The following is a 19,904-nucleotide window of genomic DNA, read 5'->3' as shown; positions in this document are numbered from 1 at the left end:
GGGATTTAGCAGGCCGCGGGTGAACATCAAGCGACGATCCACAGGCGTAGACGCTAGTGAGTTGCAGGAGCGGGTGAACTCCGTCGTGCCCGGACTTGTCCCGGGCATCCACGTTCTTCGGAGCGACAAAGACGTGGACGGCCGGGACAAGCCCGGCCATGACGAGTGGAGAGACTGGTGCGCTGCCGCTCTCTCTGGTCGTCGCGGCCACTACACCGTCACGACGATCTTCCCCAGGTGCTTGTTGGCCTCCATGTGCTCGAAGGCCTTGTCGATGTCGTCGAAGGCAAACACCTTGTCGATCGGCAGCTGCAGCTTTCGCGACTCGACGGCGCCCCAGATGTCCTTGCGGACCTCCTCAAAAATCTCACGGACCTCCGCGACGGTGCGGGTGCGGAAGGTGACGCCGACATAATCGATGCGGCGGGCCGCGTGCAGGTCGAAGTTGAAATCGGCATGGGTGCCGCCGAGCCGGCCGACATTGACGATGCAACCCTTGACCTTGGTCGCCGCGAGGTTCTGGTTCGCGACCTTGCCCGAGACCTGGTCGACGATGAGGTCGACACCTTCGCCGTTCGTCGCCTTCAGCACCTCGTCGACCCATGAGGGGTCAGAGGAGTCGACCGCAAGATCGGCGCCATACTCCTTCAGCCGGCTGCGGCGATAAGCATCGGTCGAGGAGCCGATCACGAGCCTGGCGCCCTTGAGCTTCGCAATCTGCATCGCCATCAGGCCGACGCCGGAGCTTGCGCCCTGGATCAGCACGGCTTGCCCGGGCTGCACGCCGCCGATGGTGACGACGGCGTTGTGCATGGTCGCGAGTGCGACGGGCAGGGTGGCGGCTTCCTCGAAGTTCATGTTCGAGGGCGCGTGGAAAAGCCGGCCGTGATCGGCCAGCGTGTATTCGGCAAACGCCGCGCCGCCCGAGCCCATGATGCGGTCGCCGACCTTGAGGCCCTTGGCATCCGGTCCGAGCGCGGCGACCTCGCCGGCCCATTCCATGCCGAGCACGGTGCCGGCGCCGCCGGCCGCGCCATGGGCGTGGCCCTTGCGCATGCCGGTGTCGGCGCGATTGAGGCCACAGGCGCGGACCCGGACCAGCACCTGCGTGCCTTCAGGCTTTGGTTGAGCGACGTCGGAAATCGTAGCGCCACCAGGGCCGTAGACATAAGCCTTCATGAATTGCTCTCGCTTCTTGCAGTGATTATTCAGCAGCCTGCGCTGTCGGATGAACGATCATGCCTTCGAGCCGGCTGCGGATGATGGCCTCCGCTTCGCGCACGATGCGGGAGATCAGTTCCGCGCAGGTCGGGATGTCCTGGATCAGGCCCTGGACCTGGCCCGCCGACCAGATGCCTTCGTCCGAGTTGCCGGTCGCGTAGACCATCTTGCCGCGGGCGCCCGCGACGAGTTCGCGGATGTCCTCGAACTTGGCGCCTTCCTTCTCCATCGCTACGACCTTGGTCGAGATCTCGTTCCTGGCGACGCGGGAGGTGTTGCGCATGGTGCGGAAGATCAGCTCGGTTTCGCGCTCGTCATTGGCCACGATCTTCTCCTTGATGAGCTGATGAATGGGGCTCTCTTTGGTCGCCATGAAGCGGGTGCCCATGTTGATGCCTTCGGCGCCGAGCGCCAGTGCGGCGACGAGGCCGCGGGCGTCGGCAAAGCCGCCGGAGGCGATCATCGGGATCTTGATCTTGTTGGCGGCGGCCGGGATTAGGATCAGGCCGGGGGTGTCGTCCTCGCCGGGATGGCCGGCGCATTCGAACCCGTCGATCGAGATGGCGTCGACGCCCATGCGCTCGGCCGAGAGCCCGTGACGGACGCTAGTGCATTTGTGCACGACCTTGACGCCGTGCTTCTTGAACTCGTCGACATGCTCCTGCGGCTTGTTGCCGGCGGTTTCGACCACCTTGATGCCGCTCTCGATGATGGCGGCGCGATATTCGGCATAAGGCGGCGGCTTGATTGCGGGCAGGATGGTGAGGTTGACGCCAAACGGCTTGTCGGTGAGATCGCGGCAGCGGGCGATCTCCTTCCTGAGGTCCTCCGGTGTCGGCTGGGTCAGCGCCGTGATGAAGCCGAGCGCGCCGGCATTGGCGACGGCGGCGACCAGCTCGGCGCGCCCGACCCACTGCATGCCGCCCTGGACGATCGGGTGCTCGACTCCGACGAGCTTGGTGAACCGTGTCTGCAGCATGATCTGTTTCCCCGCTTGCGTGGCGCTCTTTTATCGGTCGATGCCGGCAGGATGCCGCCCGGGTCGGGAAAAGTCTATTGCGAGGGCGTGCGGTGGAGGCGGGGCGATCATGCGGGGAGTGGGGGGATTCCGTGAGGCGGATAATTGACGCGGGCTCGTGTCCCGGACGCGCTGCAACGCCTCTTCGCGTTGCCGCGCAGAGCCGCGACCCATGCCCAGCGAGCGCTCTGAAAGATGGGCGCCGGCTCTGCAGCGCACCGTCGAACCGGACGATGCTTCGCTCTGCCGGGGGATGCTGCGCTGCGTCCGGGGCACGGACGCACAATCTTCCGATCAATCTCGATCCGACTTGCAAACAGCAGACGCATCTTCGCATCCTCGCGGCGCATTTCGCCCGAGCTTTGCCTGATCGCATCGCCCTCGTCGTGACAAGGGCGCAGGGAAGGCCGGGCGCCGGCTGGCACCCGCAAGTCCGTGCGCCAGAAGAATGCACACGGGGTGGACCACAGGTCAGCCAATCGCCCGGCCTTCCCTGCGCGGTGGTTTACGGCTTACTTCGTGCTCTCCCCGGGGAGCGATGCACTATTGCCCCCGTCGCCCCGCAGATGGCTGATGCAAGCGCCCGGTCGGGCAGCACGCATCACCACAGGACTTGACGCACAGACCCCGGGCGTCAGGACCACACGACTTCGCCGTCCGCGCACGTCCTCGCTGGGTCTTCGGGAGCTGGCGTGTGCTCGCACCCGAAGCCATGCGAAGACGCTGTCGGCGCCGTGTCGTAGGCGCGAAAGCCTGTGCTCACGGTTTCCCGCCCTGCAAGGCTCGCCGCGCCCGACGCCGTCGCGTCCATCGCTGCCCCACCCGCGGTCCGTGACGATCGCGATCCGCCCCTTGTCCCGGGTCAGGGTGTGTCGTAGGTGCGCCAAATCCGAATTTCGGTAAAGTGGAATATTTTGGCAGACGGGGATTGACAGGCGGCGCGCGAAATTTGTGCGGCTGTTTTGCCCGACGGGCGAACCCTGCCGGGCTATTCCGTCGACAGCCGCACCATCTGGCGGCCGCCGTTCATTTCCTTGAGGCTGTTGACGAAGTTTTCGGGGCGCTGCCAGCGGTAGGGGACCTTCAATCCCATGTACTCGGCGATGTCGCCGATGAAGCCGGTGCAATTGGTGGTCTCGGCGTTCCAGACCGGCGAGCTCGCCTGCAATTTCTTGATATAGGCAAACACGCGCTTGGCGTCGGCTTCGTTCAGATATACGCGGTAGTTCGCGGTCAGATACTCCGGGTCGAGATCGCCGTAGCTCGCGCCGGTCTCCGCCGGCACCCAGGTGAGGTGACCAAGCACATAGGCCCAGGTGTCGCCGGCGGGCGTGAGCCCTGCCACTTCGACGGCGCGCTCGCTGGTCTTGCCGTACCAGACGAAGGCGTGGCCCCAGCTCGCCGCCGTGCGGGCGCGGAAATCGACGTAGTACGGACCTTTTTCCGCGCGCGCGACCGGGCGCCGGGTCGATGGCGCCGGCCGTGATACGGTGTCGGTCGTGGCAAGCGCGTTTGCGTCAGCAACGCGCTTGTTCGCTTCGTGGGCCGAGGCCGAAGGTGTCGTACACGCGAGCATGGCCGCGAGCGCGAATCCCGCAAGGATGCAGGGTCCCGATCGATCAGGTTTGTTCGTCACGCTGTGCCCCTCGACTGTCGGCCACTCACGCAGAGTCTACGCTTGCTTCTGCGGGTATTTCGCTAACGCGTCAGTAGCGCGCTGCGACGGGGCCGGGCGCCTTGCCGATCGGGGCCTTTCCAACCGGGCTCTTGCCAATCGGCATCTTGCCGATCGGCGCCTGCTCCGAATAGACGGGAACGGGCTGCCGGCGCGGCAGATCCGCGGCATTCGCGACCGTTACCAGAGCAAGCGTAGCACCCACGACAAATACAATCTTCTTCACAGTCATACCCCTAGAAGGTTTGGTCCAAACACGGCACCGCCGTGCCCCCAGACACGCCTCACAGAAGGGCGGCCGAATGCGTCCACAGTGCGGCATCGGCGCGACATGTTGGCGGCATCTGCCGGCCGCGCGGAGATGTGATGTGTCTGGATGTTTCGGCGCGCTCTGCCCAGCCTACGCGACTCGGCCTCACCCGATCCCGTTCAGGCTGTTCCTGATCGTCGAGAAGATGCCGCCGATGTCTTTTCGCAAACCGTCGAGCGCGTTGAAACTGTCGAAGATGCGGGCGAGGCGGTCTTCGACCTCGCGTTTGCTCTTGGTCAGCGCGTCGACGCGCGAGGCGAGGGTGACGTCGCCGTTTGCCTCGATCTCGCCGACGGTTTTGGCGAGGAGGTCGTGCGTCGTGCCGACGTCCGCGATCATGGCCTCGATTCCGAACACGGGCGCCTTCAGCGGGACGAGGTCAGCCTGCGACTTCGACAGCTCTGTCTTGAAGGCGTTCAGCGTCGCCAGCGTTTCCTGTAACGCACCGAGGCGCTGGCGCGACTGGAGAACAAAATCGTTCAACGCATTCTGGCGGTCGGCAAGCGTCTTGCCCTCGGCGTCGATCTCGACACGGGCGAGCGAGCGTTCGAGCTGGGCCCGGCGCTCGCCGAGCTCTTCGAAGTCGAGCCCGATGCCTTTCAGGATGTGGAAGCTGTCGTCGATGCGGGCCAGGCGCTGCTCGATCTCGATCTTGTTCTTCGACAGCGTCTCGACGCGGGCGCCGAGCGGTGCTTCGCCGCCGGTTTCGAGCTCGTCGACGCTCTTGGCGAGGCGCTCATGGCTGAGGCTCAGCTCGCCGATCAACGCATTGAGGCCAGCGTCCGACGCGCGCAGCGGCACCAGCTCAGCGTGGGACTTCGCTAGATCGTCCTTGTACTGGTTCAGGGTCGCAAAGGTGTCCTGGACCGCGCCGACCCGGGACAGCAGCGTCGATACGTCGCCCGCGATGTCCTTGAGCCGGTCGGCGAGGTTGTTCTTGCGGTCGTCGGTCTCGAGGTCGTGCAGCGAGCGTTCGAGCTGGTTCTGGCGGTCGCGGATCTCAGTGAAAACCGGCTCGACCGCGCGGCGCTGCTCGGCGATCTTGCCGACCATATCGCGCAATTCCTGCTGGCGGCGGCGGATTTCGGCGAGCTGGTCGTGCATGTCGGTGGATTCGTTGCGGCCCCGCTGCAGCAGGGCGCGCTGCTCGGTCTCGCCCAGCTTGTCGTGCAGGGCGGAAACGGCCTCCCGGGGATCGCTCTCGATCAGGTGCTGGACGGTGGCGTCGAGGTGGTTCTGCAGGGCGTGGGCGACGACCACGTCCTCGCGGGTCTTCTTGAGGCGGTCGCGCAATGTGTCGAGGCGCCGGTCCTGGCGCGAGAGCCGCCAGGCGGAGGCGCCGATCAGTGCCAACGCCAAGGCCAGGATCGCGCCGGTCGCAACACGCTGCGGGACGGGCAGGCCTCCGAACCAGGCAGGCAGGTGGCCGACATCGTAACCGAGCGCCTGCTGGGCGAAGATCGCGATGGCAGTGAGCAGAACAAACCAGGCAACCAGGAAAAACAGCCACATCGTGACTTCCTCACGCCGGCACATTATCGCCATAATTGCTATTGGAGAGCGGAACCGAGATCAAGGGCGGCGGGAGCTTGCTGGATAGGTCCGGCCTCACGATCCACGGCTGAATGCGTCAGCCGATCGGTGGAGGGGGAGAGGCGCGTTTCCCGTGTTGGGGGCAGACGTTCAGGGCGCTGGTCATGCCCGGGCTTGTCCCAGGCATCCACGCGCCTCCGCGCCAACAGAACGTGGATGGCCGGGACAAGCCCGGCCATGACGGAGAGAGAAGCTACAGCCGAAACTCGTTGGTCAGCTCGCCGATGCCGTCGATCGCGACGGTCACAATGTTCACCGGCTCTTTCATCACGCCGACGCCGACCGAGGTGCCGACGGCAATGAGGTCGCCGGGGAGCAGGGTCATGTCGTGGGAGATCCTGCTGACCAGCTCCTGCGCGGTGAAGATCATGTCCGATATCGGATAGTTCTGTCGCTCCGCACCGTTGAGGATGGTGCGGACCACCAGCCTGACCGGATCGAGACCGGTCGCGATGACGGGGCCGAACGGGCCGTAATCGTCGATGCCTTTGGCCCGTGCCCATTGCGGGAAGGTCGGGTCGCTGGTCAGGATGTCGTTGGCGGTGATGTCGTTGACGCAGGTGTAGCCGAAGATGAAGCTGTCCGCTTCCGCCGGCGACACCCGGGCACAGGTCTTGCCGATGACGATGCCGAGCTCGCCTTCATACGTGGTCTTGCCATCGTAATAAGAGGGACGGCGGATCACCGCGCCTGGCGTCGTAATGCTGGTGGTGGCCTTCAGGAGGTAGAGCGGCTCCGGTGGCTCGGGCTGGTTGAGCCTGGCCGCGAGTGCATGAAAATTGTTCCAGAGCGCGACGATCTTGCTGGGCACGCAGGGCGCGAGCAGTTCGACCTCCGACAGCGCCAGCGTCTTGCCGGTGGCTGCATGGCGGCCAAACATCTCGCCCTCATGGACGCTGATACCCGACGACGTTAGCGTGCCGAAGCCGGTCGCACCGCTATTCCGGAAGCGGAGCCATTGTTTGATCTCGCCAGCCATCACGCCACCGCCAGTGCGCGCGGATCCGATGGGGTCGGGATGCCGTCGTAGAGACCGGCAATGCGGGCGCGCTGGGTCACCATCGCCAGCACTGAATCGAGGGCGGGGGTGGCGACGCCGGTGAGGCGGCCCATCTCCTGCACGACGGTGACGAGCGGGTCGATCTCCATCGGGCGGCCGCGCTCGAGATCCTGGAGCATCGAGGTCTTGTGCGCGCCGACCTTGCGCGCACCTTCGATGCGGCGCTCGACGTCGACGCGGAATTTGACGCCGAACGTTTCGGCGATGCCTTGCGTCTCCATCATGATCGCGCGCGACAGCGCGCGAGTGGCCGGATCGGTGCAGATCACGTCGAGCGTTGCATGGGTGAGTGCGCTGATCGGGTTGAAGCAGACATTGCCCCACAGCTTGAGCCAGATCTCGTCGCGGATGCGGTCGAGCACCGGCGCCTTCAGCCCGGCTGCGACGAAGAGATCGGCGAGGCGTTGCACGTCCGGGGTGATCTCGCCGGAGGGCTCGCCGAGCGGAAAGTTGTTGCCGTAGACGTGACGGATCACGCCGGGCGCCTCGATCTCGGTGGCGGGATAGACGATGCAACCGATGGCGCGCTCGGCGCCAATTTCGCGCCACTGCCGTCCGCCGGGGTCGATGCTCTCCAGCGTCGAATTCTCGTATTGGCCGCCGTGCTTGTAGAAGTACCAATAGGGGATGCCGTTGACGGCGGTGACGATGCGGGTGTGGGGTCCGAGCAGCGGCTGCATTGTCTCGATCACGCCGGTGATCGAGTGCGCCTTCAGCGTGATGATGATGTAGTCCTGCACACCGAGCTCGGCGGGATCGTCGGTGCAGCGCGGATGCACGGTGTGCTTCTCCTCGCCCGCGAGCAACGTCAGGCCGCGCTCGCGCATCGCGGCAAGGTGCGCGCCGCGTGCGACGAGGCTGACGTCGGCGCCCGCGCGCGCGAGCTGAACCCCGAGATATCCGCCGATTGCGCCGGCGCCGTAGATGCAGATCTTCATGGAATCCTCGCGAAGCAGCGGAAGCCGGATTTCGGGACGAAAGATCCGGTCCGGCTCGGAAGGTCCGAGCCGGGGACGGTAGTCGCAGGGGAAGTGAGACGCTTTAAGCTGCTTGCGGCGTGCCGTTGATCGCTTCGTCCACGAAGGAGGCGATGTCACGCATGCTGATGACCGAGACGAGGCTGTAATCGTCGATGACAGGCAGGTGCCGGATGTGATTCCGGTTCATCAGATGGCGGACGTGCTCGATCGTGTCGTTTGAGGTGCAGGATACGAGCTGCTGCACCGAGACGAGCTGCGAAACCTTGACGTTGACGGCATTGGCGCCGTGCTCGGCGACGGCGCGCACGACGTCGCGCTCGGTGAACATGCCGACCGCGGTGTTACCCTCGGAGCGGACCACGTCCTTCACCACAAGTGCGCTGATATTGTTGGCGCGCATCAGCTTGGCGGCGATACCCACCGTTTCGTTCATTCGCACCGTGACAACGCGCGGTGTCTTCTTGCGCAGAATGTCTCCGACCAGCATTGCAACCTCCCTGGGTGAATGATGCGGCAAGTGTGGTATACATAATGCCAATCGTCAAGCACTCGATTTGGCTGTTCCGAAAAATCTTGAGGCAACAATGCTGACGTTTGCCGTGAGCCAAAAAGAAAGAGGCGCATCGCTGCGCCCCCTGTCTCACCGTGCAAGGAGTGTTCGTTATGCCGTCTCGGTCTTGGCGTTCCCCGTCGCGGCGTTGGCGCTCTCGGCTTCCTTGCCGAGGATGAAGGAGCGGCGCATCGGCTTGATCACGAACAGCGCCGTCAGGGCCGCCGTCGCGTTCAGCGCGACTGCGACCACGAACACGGCCTTCCAGCCATACGTGGCCGAGATCACGCTGGCGAGCGGAACGAGCAGGGACGCGGTCCCCTTCGCCGTGTAGAGCATGCCGTTGTTGGTGGTTGCGAACTTCGAGCCGAAGGTGTCGCCGCAGGTCGCTGGGAACAGCGAGTAGATCTCGCCGAACACGCCGAAATAGACCGCGGTGGCGAGCACGAAGACGACAGGGACGTGGCCATAGGCCGACAGCGTCAGCAGCATCAGCGCGGCGGTGCCGAAGGCGATGAACATGGTGTGCTCGCGGCCGATCGTGTCGGAGACGAAGCCGAAGAACGGCCGTCCGAAACCGTCGAAGATGCGGTCGAGCGAGATCGCGAACGTCAATGCCGCCATCTGGAATCCGGCGAGCGTGACCGGCGTGTCGGCGATCTTGAAGTCGTGTGCGATCGGGGCGATCTGCGCCGCGGTCATCAGGCCGCCGGAGGCGACCATGACGAACACGAGATACATGACCCAGAAAATAGGGGTGCGCAGCACCTGGGGCGGGGTGAAGTCGATCTTGGTCTGCGGCAGATTGAGCTGCTTCTTCTTCGGCGGGATCGAGATCCGCGGCGGCTGAATGAAGAAGGCGAGCACGAAGACGATCACGCCCTGGCCGATGCCGAAGGTGAGGAACGCGTGCTGATAGCCGCTCGTTGCGATCATGGCTGCGATCGGCACGACGGTGAGTGCAGCGCCTGCGCCGAAGCCGGCGGCAGTCGCACCGGCGGCAAGGCCCCGGCGATCGGGAAACCATTTCAGCGCGTTGCCGACGCAGGTGCCGTACACGGCGCCCGCGCCCATGCCGCCGATGATCGCGGCCGCGTAGAGCAAGGTGAGGCTATCGGCATAGGAGTTGAGAATCCACGACAGCGCGATCATGACGCCGCCGAACATGATGACGATGCGCGGGCCGTATTTGTCGACGAACCAGGCCTCGATCGGCACCAGCCAGGTTTCGGTGACGACGAAGATGGTGAAGGCGAGCTGGATCGCGGCGCGTCCCCAATGGTGCGCGTGATCGATCGGATCGACGAACAGGGTCCAGCCATATTGCAGGTTGGCGATCATCGCCATGCAGACGATGCCCATGACCAGCTGGAGCCAGCGGAAACCTGTGCGGAGAGGCGCGGCCGTGACAGCGCCATCGGTGCTGGAAATCATCAAGAACCTCCCAAGCGCCTGTCTGGTTCGACACCGGTCGCAAGATGACCTGATGTCGCAATATTGTGGCTTATCGTCGCAAGCGCGGTGGCGACCTTGGTATACCATATTCCAGATTGCAAGCCCTATCTTGGCGCGCGCCTGAAAATTTGCGGAGTTCCTTTAGGGACGGCGGGTTCACGAAAACGTCGCGCACAACGAAAACGCCCTGCCGCGAGGCCGGGCGTTTTGCGCGAGAAGCGCTTTTGGAGCGCGTCAGACGGTCGATTGCGCGACCACGACCTTGCGCCAGGGCTTGAGCACCGCGATCGCCAGCGCCGAGGCCAGGATGTTGGCGCCGGCTGCGATGATAAACACGTTGTCCCAACTGCCCGACGACTGCTGCATGTAGTTGCCGATCGGGACCAGCAGCGCGGCCGTACCCTTCGCGGTGTAGAGCAGGCCGGCATTGGTGGTCGCGAACTTGGCGCCGAACGTGTCGGTGCAGGTCGAGGGGAACAGCGAGTAGATCTCACCCCAAGCGAAGAACACGAAGCCCGAGAGCAGCACGAACCAGAGCGGATCGTGGCCCCAGAGGTAGAGCATCCAGATGCCGATACCTTCCATGCCGAAGGCGATGAACATCGTGTTCTCGCGGCCGATCATGTCGGAGATCCAGCCGAAGAACGGACGCGTCAGGCCGTTGAGCACGCGGTCGATCGTGGCCGCGAAGGTCACCGCGGTCATCGTCACCGCCATCAGCGTGACCGGCACGTTGTCGATCTTCCAGTCCGCCGCGATCGGCTTCAGGTTCGCCGTCACCATCAGGCCGCCAGCGCCGACAATCACGAACATGAAGTACATCAGCCAGAAGATCGGCTGACGCAGCACCTCGGTCGGCTGGTAGTTGCGCCGGGTCTGCTGCAGATTGGCGTTCACGACCGCGTTCGGCACCTGACCTGCTTTCGGCGCGAGCAGGAAGAAGGCGAGGATGCAGATGATAATGCCTTGTCCGAGGCCGAAATAAAGGAAGGTGGTCTGGAAACCGCTGTCCTTGATCATGGCCTGGATCGGCGCGACGGTCAGCGCGGAGCCCGCACCGAAACCAGCGGCCGTGATGCCCGCGGCAAGACCGCGCTTGTCCGGAAACCACTTCAGCGCGTTACCGACGCAGGTGCCGTAGACGCCGCCGGCGCCGATGCCTGCGATGATCATGCCGAGATAGTAGCCGTTGAGCGTGGTCGCCTCCGCGTTGATCGCCCAGCCGGCGGCACAGAGCACGCCGCCGACCAGCACCACGATGCGCGGACCGTATTTGTCGACGAACCATCCTTCGATCGGCACGAGCCAGGTCTCGAACAGCACGAACAGCGTAAAGGCCCATTGGATCGACGCACGATCCCAGCCGAACTTCTTCTGGATGTCGGGGACGAAGAACGTCCAGCCGTATTGATAATTGGCGATCATTACCATCGCCGCGACGCCAACTGCCAATTGCGTCCAGCGATACGTGTCGCTAACGCGCGCGGCTGTCGGGGCGGTTGCTTGCACCATGTCCGTCATAAAGCCTCCCGTGGCGCCTCTCATTTTTCTGCGAGCGCTGGAACGGCATTCTTGTATGCATTATGCCAAGCTTCAAGCGCTGGTCCGGTCACCGTGCGCAAATGCCGCAGGACCTTGCCCGGTTGCGGCTGTGACTCAGGACAGCACAAGTAGAAATGGCCCCGTGATCCGGGGCCATTCATCAAAAGTAGTATGCGGACTGATCTAAAACCGTCTCCCGCTGCGCGCGCAGGCGCGGGCGGCTGTCCGGCCTACAGGCCAAAGCGCGGCAGGTCGCCGTTGTGATTCGAGATCTCGGCGCTCGCCATCAGGAGGCGGTCGATCGTTGCCATCAGGCGGGCGAACAGCGTGGAGGAGGGCGCGAGAGCGACGGAAGCGGTCTTGGACATCGGAAATCCCTTTCTCGAGACGGTCAGTAGTGCTGTCTCATTTCGAAAGGGAATTTATGTATACCAGATGCCAATGTCTATGCATGCCATTGCATAGCAGCATTTAGCTTTTCGCATTGCAGCATAATAATCAGTTAAATGGGCCGATTTGAGCGGGATATGCCCAAAGCCGGCCGAAACTGAACCATTTGACCGTCGATATCCAAAAACGGAGCCTTGGCAGCGGCACATGAAGCCGTTAGTGGTCTGCCCCCTCCAATCATCTGTCAGAGTGGTTCATGTCGAGCGCCTCGCCCGCCGTCTCGATCGGCATCGATTTTGGGACCAGCAACACGGTCGTGGCCCTTGCGGCGGACGATCGCCGGGTCGAGGCCATCCGCTTCGACCATGGTGAGCAGCGCCACAGCGTCTTCGTGTCAGCGCTGTGCTTCTGGGAGGACCGGCCGGGAGCCGGCGCCCAGGCTGAAGGCGGCCCGTGGGCGATCGAGCAGTTCCTGGAAGGACGCCATGTCTACCGCTTCCTCCAGTCGTTCAAGACCTTTGCCGCAAGCTCCAGCTTCAACACCACCCAGGTGTTCCGGCAGCGCTACAAGTTCGAGGATATTTTGGCGGCGTTCCTGCGGACGCTGGCGCGGCATGGCGGCGATAAATTCGGCTTCGAGACGTCCACCATTACAGTCGGTCGCCCCGTCCGCTTCGCCGGGGGCAATCCCGACGAAGCGCTGGCGATGCAGCGCTACCGGGCCGCGTTCGAGCGCCTCGGCGCCGGCCACGCCCGCTATGTCTACGAACCCGTGGGCGCGGCGTTCTCCTTCGCCCGCCGGCTGGAGCGCGATGCGACCGTGCTGGTCGCGGATTTCGGTGGCGGCACCAGCGATTTCTCGGTGATGCGGTTCTCGCGTGCCGGCGGCGCCTTGCGCGCCGAGCCGCTCGGCCATGCCGGCATCGGGATTGCGGGCGACACCTTCGACTACCGTATCGTCGATCACGTCGTCTCGCCGCGGCTGGGCAAGGGCTCGAGCTTCCGCTCGTTCGACAAGGTGCTGCCGATCCCCACCGGCCACTACACTAATCTCGCGCGCTGGCATCAGCTCGCGATGATGAAGAGCAACGGCGACCTGCGCGAACTCCGGGAGCTTGCGCGCACCGCGGTGAAGCCGGCTCTGCTCGAGGATTTCATCACCATCGTCGATCTCGACCTCGGCTTTGCGCTGTACCGCGCGGTGTCCGACGCCAAGGTCGCGCTGTCGGCCCAAGATCAGGTGGAGTTCCGCTTCAAAGGAGGCGGGGTCGATATCGGCTCGACTATCACGCGGAAGAATTTCGAAGCCTGGATTGCCGACGACATCGCGAGGCTCGGGGCCACCGTCGACAAGGTGCTGGGCGAAGCCGGCATCACCGCGCGCGAGGTCGAGAAGGTGTTTTTGACCGGCGGCACGTCTTTCGTGCCGGCCGTTCGAAAACTGTTCGCCGAGCGGTTCGGCAACGAACGGCTGATGTCGGGCGATCAGTTCGAGTCGATTGCGTACGGCCTTGCTTTGATCGGACACAGCCCGGACCCGGACCGCTGGACCGCAAGCGGCGGGCTCCAGTCGAGGGCGGGCGCGTAGCCTACGGTCACGCGGCCGCCCCTAAGTCGCGTCCGATCGCTATTGCTTGATCTCAGGCTCGACGAGCTTCGCCAGATTGCGCAGCGATTCCTGCCAGCCGAGATAACAAGCCTCCGGCGGGATGACGTCGGGGATGCCGGCCTGCGTGATATCCAGCTCGGTGCCTACGGATACTTTCTTCAGGATCACGGTGACCTGGATCTCTCCCGGCAGATTGGGGTCGTCGAACCTGTCGGTGTAACGGAGACGTTCGCCGGGGACGAGCTCGAGATATTCGCCGCCGAAGGCGTGGCTGTTGCCCGTCGTGAAGTTACGGAACGACATCTTGAACGTGCCCCTGACCTTCGGCTCGAAATGATGGACGGTGCAGGTGAAGCCATTCGGCGGAAGCCATTTTGCCAACGCATCCGCCTCCAGGAAGGCGCGATAGACTTTCTCCGGGCTGGTCGTGAGAACGCGGTGCAGGCGGACAGTGCTGGGCATGATCATTCTTCCTCATGAATCGCCGGGCTCGACGTGGGCGTCTACTGCCCGTTCATGTCCAGATGACGAAGGAGATGCTGCCGATCCGACGCGGCGTCTCGATTTTTTTTGATGGATCCACGCATGGGGCGCTCGGCAGCCTTCGAGAGCAGCTCGCCGGGGGGCGAAAGATGAGCGCTGAATAGCGCGCGTCCTGCACCTACCGCCGGGCTCCCGAGCCGTTAAATTCCGTCAAGCCTTGCAAATGGCGAGGATGAGGTATACGTTGAGGCTGTTCGTTCAGCCGCTGTGCCTTGTTGAATGCGCCCGCGGGCTCCTTTTCCATAGACATCGACGAATAGAATTTGTTCTGCGTGACGATCACGCGGAACCTGCGCGTATGCGCTTTGGAGAAGAAAATGACGACAGGTACTGTAAAGTGGTTTAACGGCCAGAAGGGCTTTGGATTCATTCAGCCGAACGACGGCGGCAACGATGTGTTCGTTCACATCAGCGCGGTCGAGCGGGCTGGTCTTGCAGGTCTCGCTGAAGGCCAAAAGGTCAACTTCGAACTCAAGACCGACAAGATGCGGGGCAAGGTCAGCGCTGAGAATCTCTCGCTGGCCTAAGCCTTGGTGCCGTTTCACGGATGTACTGAAACGGCCATGCCACCCGCTCGATCCCAGGATTGAGCGGGTTTTTGTCCGTTGCAGAGCAGGGTGAATAATGAGCGCCAAGAGACCGGCCGAACCGTCACCCGAAAGCATCGCGCGTTCTAACCGTCAGCGTTTGGCCGCTGAGGAAGGCGCGCGGGCGATGGTGGACGTTGGAAAGCAAGCCGTCGATGTTCGCAAGAACATGGCGCGGCTTCGAGAGCTGCGCCAGGCCAAGGAAGCGGCAGACGCCGCCCTTCAGGCGTCGCTGCCGCCGCCCGTCCCGACGAAGCGCAAGAAGAAGGTGACGCCATAACTGGCTTCCATTGCGCCGAGGACAATTTGGAGAGGGCCGATCACATGCCAAAGAGTGCGGGTCGTGCCTAGAATAAAGTCGGATGGCGGTGGCACCATCACCTTCTTTCTCGCGCTTGGCGCGGGACGACAGATGTGCCGTCTTGCGACGACGTTCCTGACGCAGAAGCAGGCTTTCAGTTATCTTCGCAAGAACCGGACCGAGTTCGAGCGCATGGCGCGGGCGCAGCTCGCTTCTGGTGCAGTCGAAGACGGAATCGTCGTGCTCTCGATGCTGTAGACCAGGCGGATTTCGGCGCCCCGCCTTTAGCGGAATTCGCGGTCGGAGTCTGGGATCGTCGTGCCTATTCGGAGCCGCTTCCCGGCTTCGCCTCCCGGGCCAATCGCTCCGCTTTCAGCCGTTCGCGATTCTCGTTGAAGGAGTTCTGGTCCTTCGCATAGTCATTGATCGGCTTCTGCGTTGTCGCAGGCTTGAACGCCTTGTTGGCTTCACGCTTGGCGCGATCAGAGGATTGATCTTTCGACATTTAAGCCCTCAATTTGATCAACGAGCGTGGTCCTGGCGAGTGCCGGACGCGACGCCACCCGTGCCCGAACTGAAAGGCCGACTTGCCATCCTCGGAAGCGAAGGCGACCAGTTCTTCAGCGTGGGGCAGGGTCTTTGCGAGGCGTACTGCACTCGCCGTGGAGATGGCATGCTGGCATTTCCGGCATGCTCGCATTTCCGGGAGCACACCGGTCGAGGGAGCAACGGCCGGCCACCGCATCTGTTCCTCGCGAACCAATCTTTAATCCAGCCTTGGCGGCGCGGCAAGCGCGCCGATCGTGCGATGCAGCCTTTGCGCGCCAACAAAAAGGCCGCCGAAGCCGGCGGCCTTTCGCGTCGTGAGATAAGCCCGCTTATTCGGCGGCCTGCTTCTGCGGCGGATCGAGCGCGCCGGACTTGTGGATATCGGCGACCTGATGGTCCGAGAAGCCCAGCACGGTGCGCAGGATCTCGTCGGTGTGCTCGCCGAGCAGCGGGGATCGCTCCACCTCGCTCGGGGAGTCCGACAGCTTGATCGGGTTGCCGACGGAGATGTACTTGCCGCGGGTGGGGTGGTCGACCTCGACCACGGTGCCGGTCGCGCGCAGCGACTGGTCCTCGGCGATCTCCTTCATCGACAGGATCGGGCCGCAGGGAATGTCGTCCTTGTTGAGGATTTCCATCGCCTCGAACTTCGTCTTCGTCATCGTCCATTGTTCGATGCGGCCGAAGATCTCATTCAGGCGCGGCAGGCGGACGGCCGGCTTGGCGTAGTTCGGATCGGTCTTCCAGGAGGGCTCACCGATCACGTCGCAGATCTTCTCCCAGACCGGGGCCTGGGTGATGAAGTAGATATAGGCGTTGGGATCGGTCTCCCAGCCCTTGCACTTCAGGATGCGGCCGGGCTGGCCGCCGCCGGAATCGTTGCCGGCACGCGGCACGGCATCGCCGAACGGAATGCCTTCGCCGAACTGGCTGTATTCCTTGAGCGGACCATGGGCGAGGCGCTGCTGGTCGCGCAGCTTGACGCGCGCGAGATTGAGCACGCCGTCCTGCATCGCGGCGGTGACGCGCTGGCCCTTGCCGGAATGGGTGCGCTGATAGAGTGCGGTGACGATGCCGAGCGCCAGATGCAGACCGGTGCCGCTGTCGCCGATCTGCGCGCCGGTCACGAGGGGCAAGCCGTCGCGGAAGCCGGTGGTGGAGGCGGCGCCGCCGGTGCACTGGGCGACGTTCTCATAAACCTTGCAGTCCTCGTATGGTCCGGGACCAAAGCCCTTAATAGAGGCGACGATCATCTTCGGGTTGATCGCCTGGATCTTCTCCCAGGGGAAGCCCATGCGGTCGAGCACGCCGGGGCCGAAATTCTCGACCAACACGTCGCACTTCTTGATGAGCTCGGTGAGGACTTCCTTGCCCTTGGGGTTCTTGGTGTCGAGCGTGATCGAGCGCTTGTTGTGGTTGAGCATGGTGAAATACAGGCTGTCCACATTCGGGATGTCCTGCAGCTGGCCGCGGGTGATGTCACCCACGCCCGGGCGCTCCACCTTGATCACGTCGGCGCCGAACCATGCGAGCAACTGCGTGCAGGTCGGCCCGGACTGGACGTGGGTGAAGTCGAGAATGCGAACGCCCTCGAGCGCTTTTGTCATCGTGTTGCTCCGTACTCTGATCTACCCCTGCACCCGCAGGGACCTTGTGGGTTGACGGGGATGCTTACTTCTTCTTCTGCAGAACGCTCTGCGGATTGAGGTTGCCGATGCGGCCGCTCTCGGAACCGGCGGCCGGATCGATCACGGCGTTGATGAGCGTCGGCTTGCCCGAAGCCATGGCCTCGTTGACGGCGCGCTTGAGCTCGTCCGGTGAGGTGGCATTGACGCCGACGCCGCCGAAGGCTTCCATCATCTTGTCGTAGCGGGCGCCCTTGACGAACACCGTCGTCGCCGGATCGGCGTTGGCGCCGTTGACGTCGGTGCCGCGATAGATGCCGTCATTGTTGAAGATGACGACGCAGATCGGCAAATTGTAGCGGCAGATGGTCTCGACCTCCATGCCGGAGAAGCCGAAGGCCGAGTCGCCTTCGACCGCGAGCACGGGATGGCCGGTCTCGAGAGCAGCCGCGATCGCCTGGCCCATGCCAATGCCCATCACGCCCCAGGTGCCGACGTCGAGACGCTTGCGTGGGCGATACATGTCGATGACGCCGCGGGCGAGGTCGAGCGTGTTGGCGCCCTCGTTGACGAGGATCGCCTCGGGATGATCCTTGATGACGTTTTTCAGCACGCCGAGCGCGCCGTGATAGTCCATCGGCGATTTGTTGTTCATGAGCTTCGGCGCCATCTTGGCGACGTTCTCTTCGCGCTTGGTCGAAATCGCCTTGGTCCATTCGGCAGGCGGGGCGGTCCAGCCCGAAGCCATCGCCTGGTTGAAGGCGGAGACGACCGAGCCGATGTCGCCGACGACGGGCGCGACGATCTCGACGTTGGAGTCCATCTCGCGCGGTTCGATGTCGACCTGGATGAACTTCTTGGGCGCTTCGCCCCAGTTCTTGCCCTTGCCGTGCGAGAGCAGCCAGTTCAGCCGGGCGCCGATCAGCAGGACGACGTCGGATTCCTTCAGCACCGTCGAGCGGGCAGCGCCTGCGCACTGCGGATGGGTGTCTGAGAGGAGACCCTTGGCCATGCTCATCGGCAGGAAGGGGATACCGCTCTTCTCGACGAAGGTTTTGATCTCCTCGTCGGCCTGCGCGTAGGCCGCGCCCTTGCCGAGGATGATGAGAGGGCGCTTTGCGCTCTTCAAAACATCAAGCGCGCGCTTGATCGAAGCGGGCGAGGGGATCTGCGCGGGAGCCGCGTCGATTACCTTGACCAGCGACTTCTGGCCGGCATCGGCGTTCATCACCTGGCCGAACAGCTTTGCCGGCAGGTCGAGATAGACGCCGCCCGGACGGCCGGAGACGGCGGCACGGATGGCACGGGCAAGACCAATGCCGATGTCCTGGGCGTGCAGCACACGGTAGGCTGCCTTGCACAGCGGCTTGGCGATCGCGAGCTGGTCCATCTCTTCATAGTCGCCCTGCTGGAGGTCGACGATCTCGCGCTCGGAGGAGCCCGAGATCAGGATCATCGGGTAGCAGTTGGTGGTGGCGTGGGCGAGCGCGGTGAGACCGTTGAGGAAGCCGGGCGCGGAGACGGTGAGGCAGATGCCGGGCTTCTTGGTGAGGTAGCCGGCGATGCCCGCCGCATAACCGGCGTTCTGCTCGTGGCGGAACGAAATCATGCGAATACCGGCCGCCTGCGCCATGCGGCCCAAATCCGTGATCGGGATGCCCGGCACATTATAGATGGTGTTGATGCCGTTCAGCTTGAGCGCGTCAATGACGAGATGAAAACCATCCGTCAATTCCTGCTCGGTGCCCGGTGCTTCGGACTTGGTCGCGGTATTCAGCATGGGCCTTGTCTCCCTGGTCTCAAGATGCCGTTTCAGGCTTTTGGGGGCGATGCCTCGCCCTTTGGTGAACGTTGCCGGCTAGAAGAGTTCCTGACCATGCGCTTCGACGTAAGCGGCAAGGCCAAGGGTGTGATCGCGGGCGCGCTTCTCGGCGAGCTCGGTATCGCGCGCCTCCAGGGCTTCGATCATGCCGAGATGCTCGGGAAGCGACGTCGCGGTGCGGTCCTTGCGTCCGATGGTCAATTGCCGATAGCCACGCACATGCAGCAGCAAGTCGTTGGTGAGATCGACCAGCACCGGTGATTCCGACAGCGAGATCAGCGCCTGGTGGAAGGCGATGTTGGCGCGCGAATATTCCTCGACGTGATCCTCGGGCAGGCGATCCTTGCCAAATTCCTTGAAGTAGTCGCGCAGCGCCGTGATGTCTTTCTTGCGCGCTGTGGCGGTGATGAGGCGAGCCGCCATGCTCTCCAGCGCCGCCCAGGCGCGGATCATGTCGACGATCTCGCTCTTGGTCCTTCGGACCACCATGATGCCGCGGCGAGGAACCGTCTTCACGAAACCGTCTTGCTCTAGCATCGCGATGGCTTCGCGGATCGGCGTGCGGCTCACGCCGAGGCGCTCGGACAACGCGCGCTCGTCGAGCATGACGGGTTCGGGCGTCGAGTAGATGTCCATCTTGAGGATGGCTTCCTTCAAGGCGTCATACGCCTTGTTCTTGAAGCTCGACTCCGGGGCAATACGAACGATTGCGATATCTGCCTCGGCCATGTTCGGCAACGCCTTGGTTGGTTTCCGCAGTGACACGACGAATCTCCTCCAGTGGGAGTCGTCTTTTACAGGATTATTAACGGGAAAGTTTTTGGCATACCAAATACCAGAATGTCAAGCTGCCTATTTTTTGCAGCGTTCTAAGGTGCGCTGCAGCTTGACAAGTTGGCTTCTGGCATACCAAATGCCATCGCCAGCCATTTTTGATCCAAGCCGGCGGAGTAATCTCGGCTTTATGCCACTCCGTTCCGCGACATGGAACAGAGCGCGGCGAATGGAAAGCATCACGGGCAGCCGCAACGCGCGCGCGCTTTGAGAACGCAAGAACCAAGGTCAAGGGAGAGC

At 63.4% G+C, this 19,904-nt stretch carries 20 protein-coding genes; 4 read left to right on the top strand and 16 right to left on the bottom strand.

Translation table 11 applies throughout. The features are described 5' to 3' along the window. Positions 1-210: 210 nt before the first annotated feature. From IVB54_RS25910 to IVB54_RS25860, 11 genes are all read right to left on the bottom strand, one after another. On the bottom strand, positions 211-1,179 hold the full coding sequence (locus IVB54_RS25910; RefSeq protein ID WP_018458567.1) for a zinc-binding dehydrogenase: 969 nt from the start codon (positions 1,177-1,179) through the stop codon (positions 211-213). 25 nt (positions 1,180-1,204) lie between these two features. Next, the gene (locus IVB54_RS25905; protein WP_018458568.1) at positions 1,205-2,200 is read right to left on the bottom strand and encodes a nitronate monooxygenase family protein; all 996 of its coding nucleotides are present in this window, start codon (positions 2,198-2,200) and stop codon (positions 1,205-1,207) included. Between the two features lie 1,027 nt (positions 2,201-3,227). Next, positions 3,228-3,875 carry a hypothetical protein gene (locus tag IVB54_RS25900; RefSeq protein ID WP_085352311.1) on the bottom strand — a complete coding sequence of 216 codons (648 nt, stop codon included), beginning with the start codon at positions 3,873-3,875 and terminating at the stop codon, positions 3,228-3,230. Between the two features lie 70 nt (positions 3,876-3,945). Continuing rightward, positions 3,946-4,146: a hypothetical protein gene (locus IVB54_RS25895; protein ID WP_007608336.1), complete on the bottom strand. Its 201-nt coding sequence runs from the start codon at positions 4,144-4,146 to the stop codon at positions 3,946-3,948. Between the two features lie 183 nt (positions 4,147-4,329). After that, entirely contained in the window at positions 4,330-5,736 is a 1,407-nt protein-coding gene (locus IVB54_RS25890; RefSeq protein ID WP_018458570.1) for a hypothetical protein, read from the bottom strand. A gap of 274 nt (positions 5,737-6,010) precedes the next feature. Further along, on the bottom strand, positions 6,011-6,796 hold the full coding sequence (locus IVB54_RS25885; RefSeq protein WP_204510720.1) for a fumarylacetoacetate hydrolase family protein: 786 nt from the start codon (positions 6,794-6,796) through the stop codon (positions 6,011-6,013). Beyond that, the gene (locus IVB54_RS25880; protein WP_018458572.1) at positions 6,796-7,815 is read right to left on the bottom strand and encodes a 2-dehydropantoate 2-reductase; all 1,020 of its coding nucleotides are present in this window, start codon (positions 7,813-7,815) and stop codon (positions 6,796-6,798) included. The genes IVB54_RS25885 and IVB54_RS25880 overlap by 1 nt, the downstream gene beginning before the upstream one ends. A gap of 103 nt (positions 7,816-7,918) precedes the next feature. After that, complete coding sequence (locus tag IVB54_RS25875; RefSeq protein ID WP_018458573.1) at positions 7,919-8,344, bottom strand: CBS domain-containing protein; 426 nt, start codon at positions 8,342-8,344, stop codon at positions 7,919-7,921. 174 nt (positions 8,345-8,518) lie between these two features. Further along, on the bottom strand, positions 8,519-9,841 hold the full coding sequence (gene oxlT / locus IVB54_RS25870) for an oxalate/formate MFS antiporter (protein WP_018458574.1): 1,323 nt from the start codon (positions 9,839-9,841) through the stop codon (positions 8,519-8,521). 255 nt (positions 9,842-10,096) lie between these two features. Then, entirely contained in the window at positions 10,097-11,383 is a 1,287-nt protein-coding gene (gene oxlT, locus IVB54_RS25865; protein ID WP_026233613.1) for an oxalate/formate MFS antiporter, read from the bottom strand. A 251-nt stretch (positions 11,384-11,634) separates the two neighbouring features. Then, complete coding sequence (locus IVB54_RS25860) at positions 11,635-11,772, bottom strand: hypothetical protein (protein ID WP_018458576.1); 138 nt, start codon at positions 11,770-11,772, stop codon at positions 11,635-11,637. A 278-nt stretch (positions 11,773-12,050) separates the two neighbouring features. Here IVB54_RS25860 and IVB54_RS25855 point away from each other — a divergent pair, with 278 nt between their 5' ends. Next, positions 12,051-13,382: an Hsp70 family protein gene (locus tag IVB54_RS25855; RefSeq protein ID WP_018458577.1), complete on the top strand. Its 1,332-nt coding sequence runs from the start codon at positions 12,051-12,053 to the stop codon at positions 13,380-13,382. A gap of 39 nt (positions 13,383-13,421) precedes the next feature. On the opposite strand, the gene IVB54_RS25850 is transcribed toward IVB54_RS25855, so the two are convergent. After that, on the bottom strand, positions 13,422-13,865 hold the full coding sequence (locus tag IVB54_RS25850) for an SRPBCC family protein (protein WP_026233614.1): 444 nt from the start codon (positions 13,863-13,865) through the stop codon (positions 13,422-13,424). Positions 13,866-14,263: 398 nt separating this feature from the next. Between IVB54_RS25850 and IVB54_RS25845 the strand changes: the two genes are divergently transcribed. From IVB54_RS25845 to IVB54_RS25835, 3 genes are all read left to right on the top strand, one after another. Beyond that, the gene (locus IVB54_RS25845; protein WP_007593324.1) at positions 14,264-14,473 is read left to right on the top strand and encodes a cold-shock protein; all 210 of its coding nucleotides are present in this window, start codon (positions 14,264-14,266) and stop codon (positions 14,471-14,473) included. A 97-nt stretch (positions 14,474-14,570) separates the two neighbouring features. Next, entirely contained in the window at positions 14,571-14,813 is a 243-nt protein-coding gene (locus IVB54_RS25840) for a hypothetical protein (RefSeq protein ID WP_026233615.1), read from the top strand. Between the two features lie 54 nt (positions 14,814-14,867). After that, a complete protein-coding gene (locus tag IVB54_RS25835; RefSeq protein ID WP_026233616.1) occupies positions 14,868-15,092 on the top strand; it encodes a hypothetical protein in 225 nt (74 codons plus the stop codon). A gap of 64 nt (positions 15,093-15,156) precedes the next feature. Here the strand turns inward: IVB54_RS25835 and IVB54_RS25830 are convergent, their stop codons facing one another. From IVB54_RS25830 to IVB54_RS25815, 4 genes are all read right to left on the bottom strand, one after another. Further along, positions 15,157-15,339: a hypothetical protein gene (locus IVB54_RS25830; RefSeq protein ID WP_007608360.1), complete on the bottom strand. Its 183-nt coding sequence runs from the start codon at positions 15,337-15,339 to the stop codon at positions 15,157-15,159. Between the two features lie 373 nt (positions 15,340-15,712). Then, positions 15,713-16,990, bottom strand: coding sequence for a formyl-CoA transferase (gene frc / locus IVB54_RS25825; protein ID WP_018458582.1), 1,278 nt, complete (start codon positions 16,988-16,990; stop codon positions 15,713-15,715). A gap of 64 nt (positions 16,991-17,054) precedes the next feature. Beyond that, entirely contained in the window at positions 17,055-18,788 is a 1,734-nt protein-coding gene (oxc, locus tag IVB54_RS25820; RefSeq protein ID WP_007608367.1) for an oxalyl-CoA decarboxylase, read from the bottom strand. A gap of 78 nt (positions 18,789-18,866) precedes the next feature. After that, complete coding sequence (locus IVB54_RS25815) at positions 18,867-19,559, bottom strand: GntR family transcriptional regulator (protein WP_162496371.1); 693 nt, start codon at positions 19,557-19,559, stop codon at positions 18,867-18,869. Positions 19,560-19,904 lie beyond the last annotated feature (345 nt).

Source organism: Bradyrhizobium sp. CW1, from assembly GCF_023100665.1.
Classification (GTDB): Bacteria; Pseudomonadota; Alphaproteobacteria; order Rhizobiales; family Xanthobacteraceae; genus Bradyrhizobium; species Bradyrhizobium canariense_D.
This window is presented reverse-complemented; position numbering and strand designations above follow the sequence as displayed.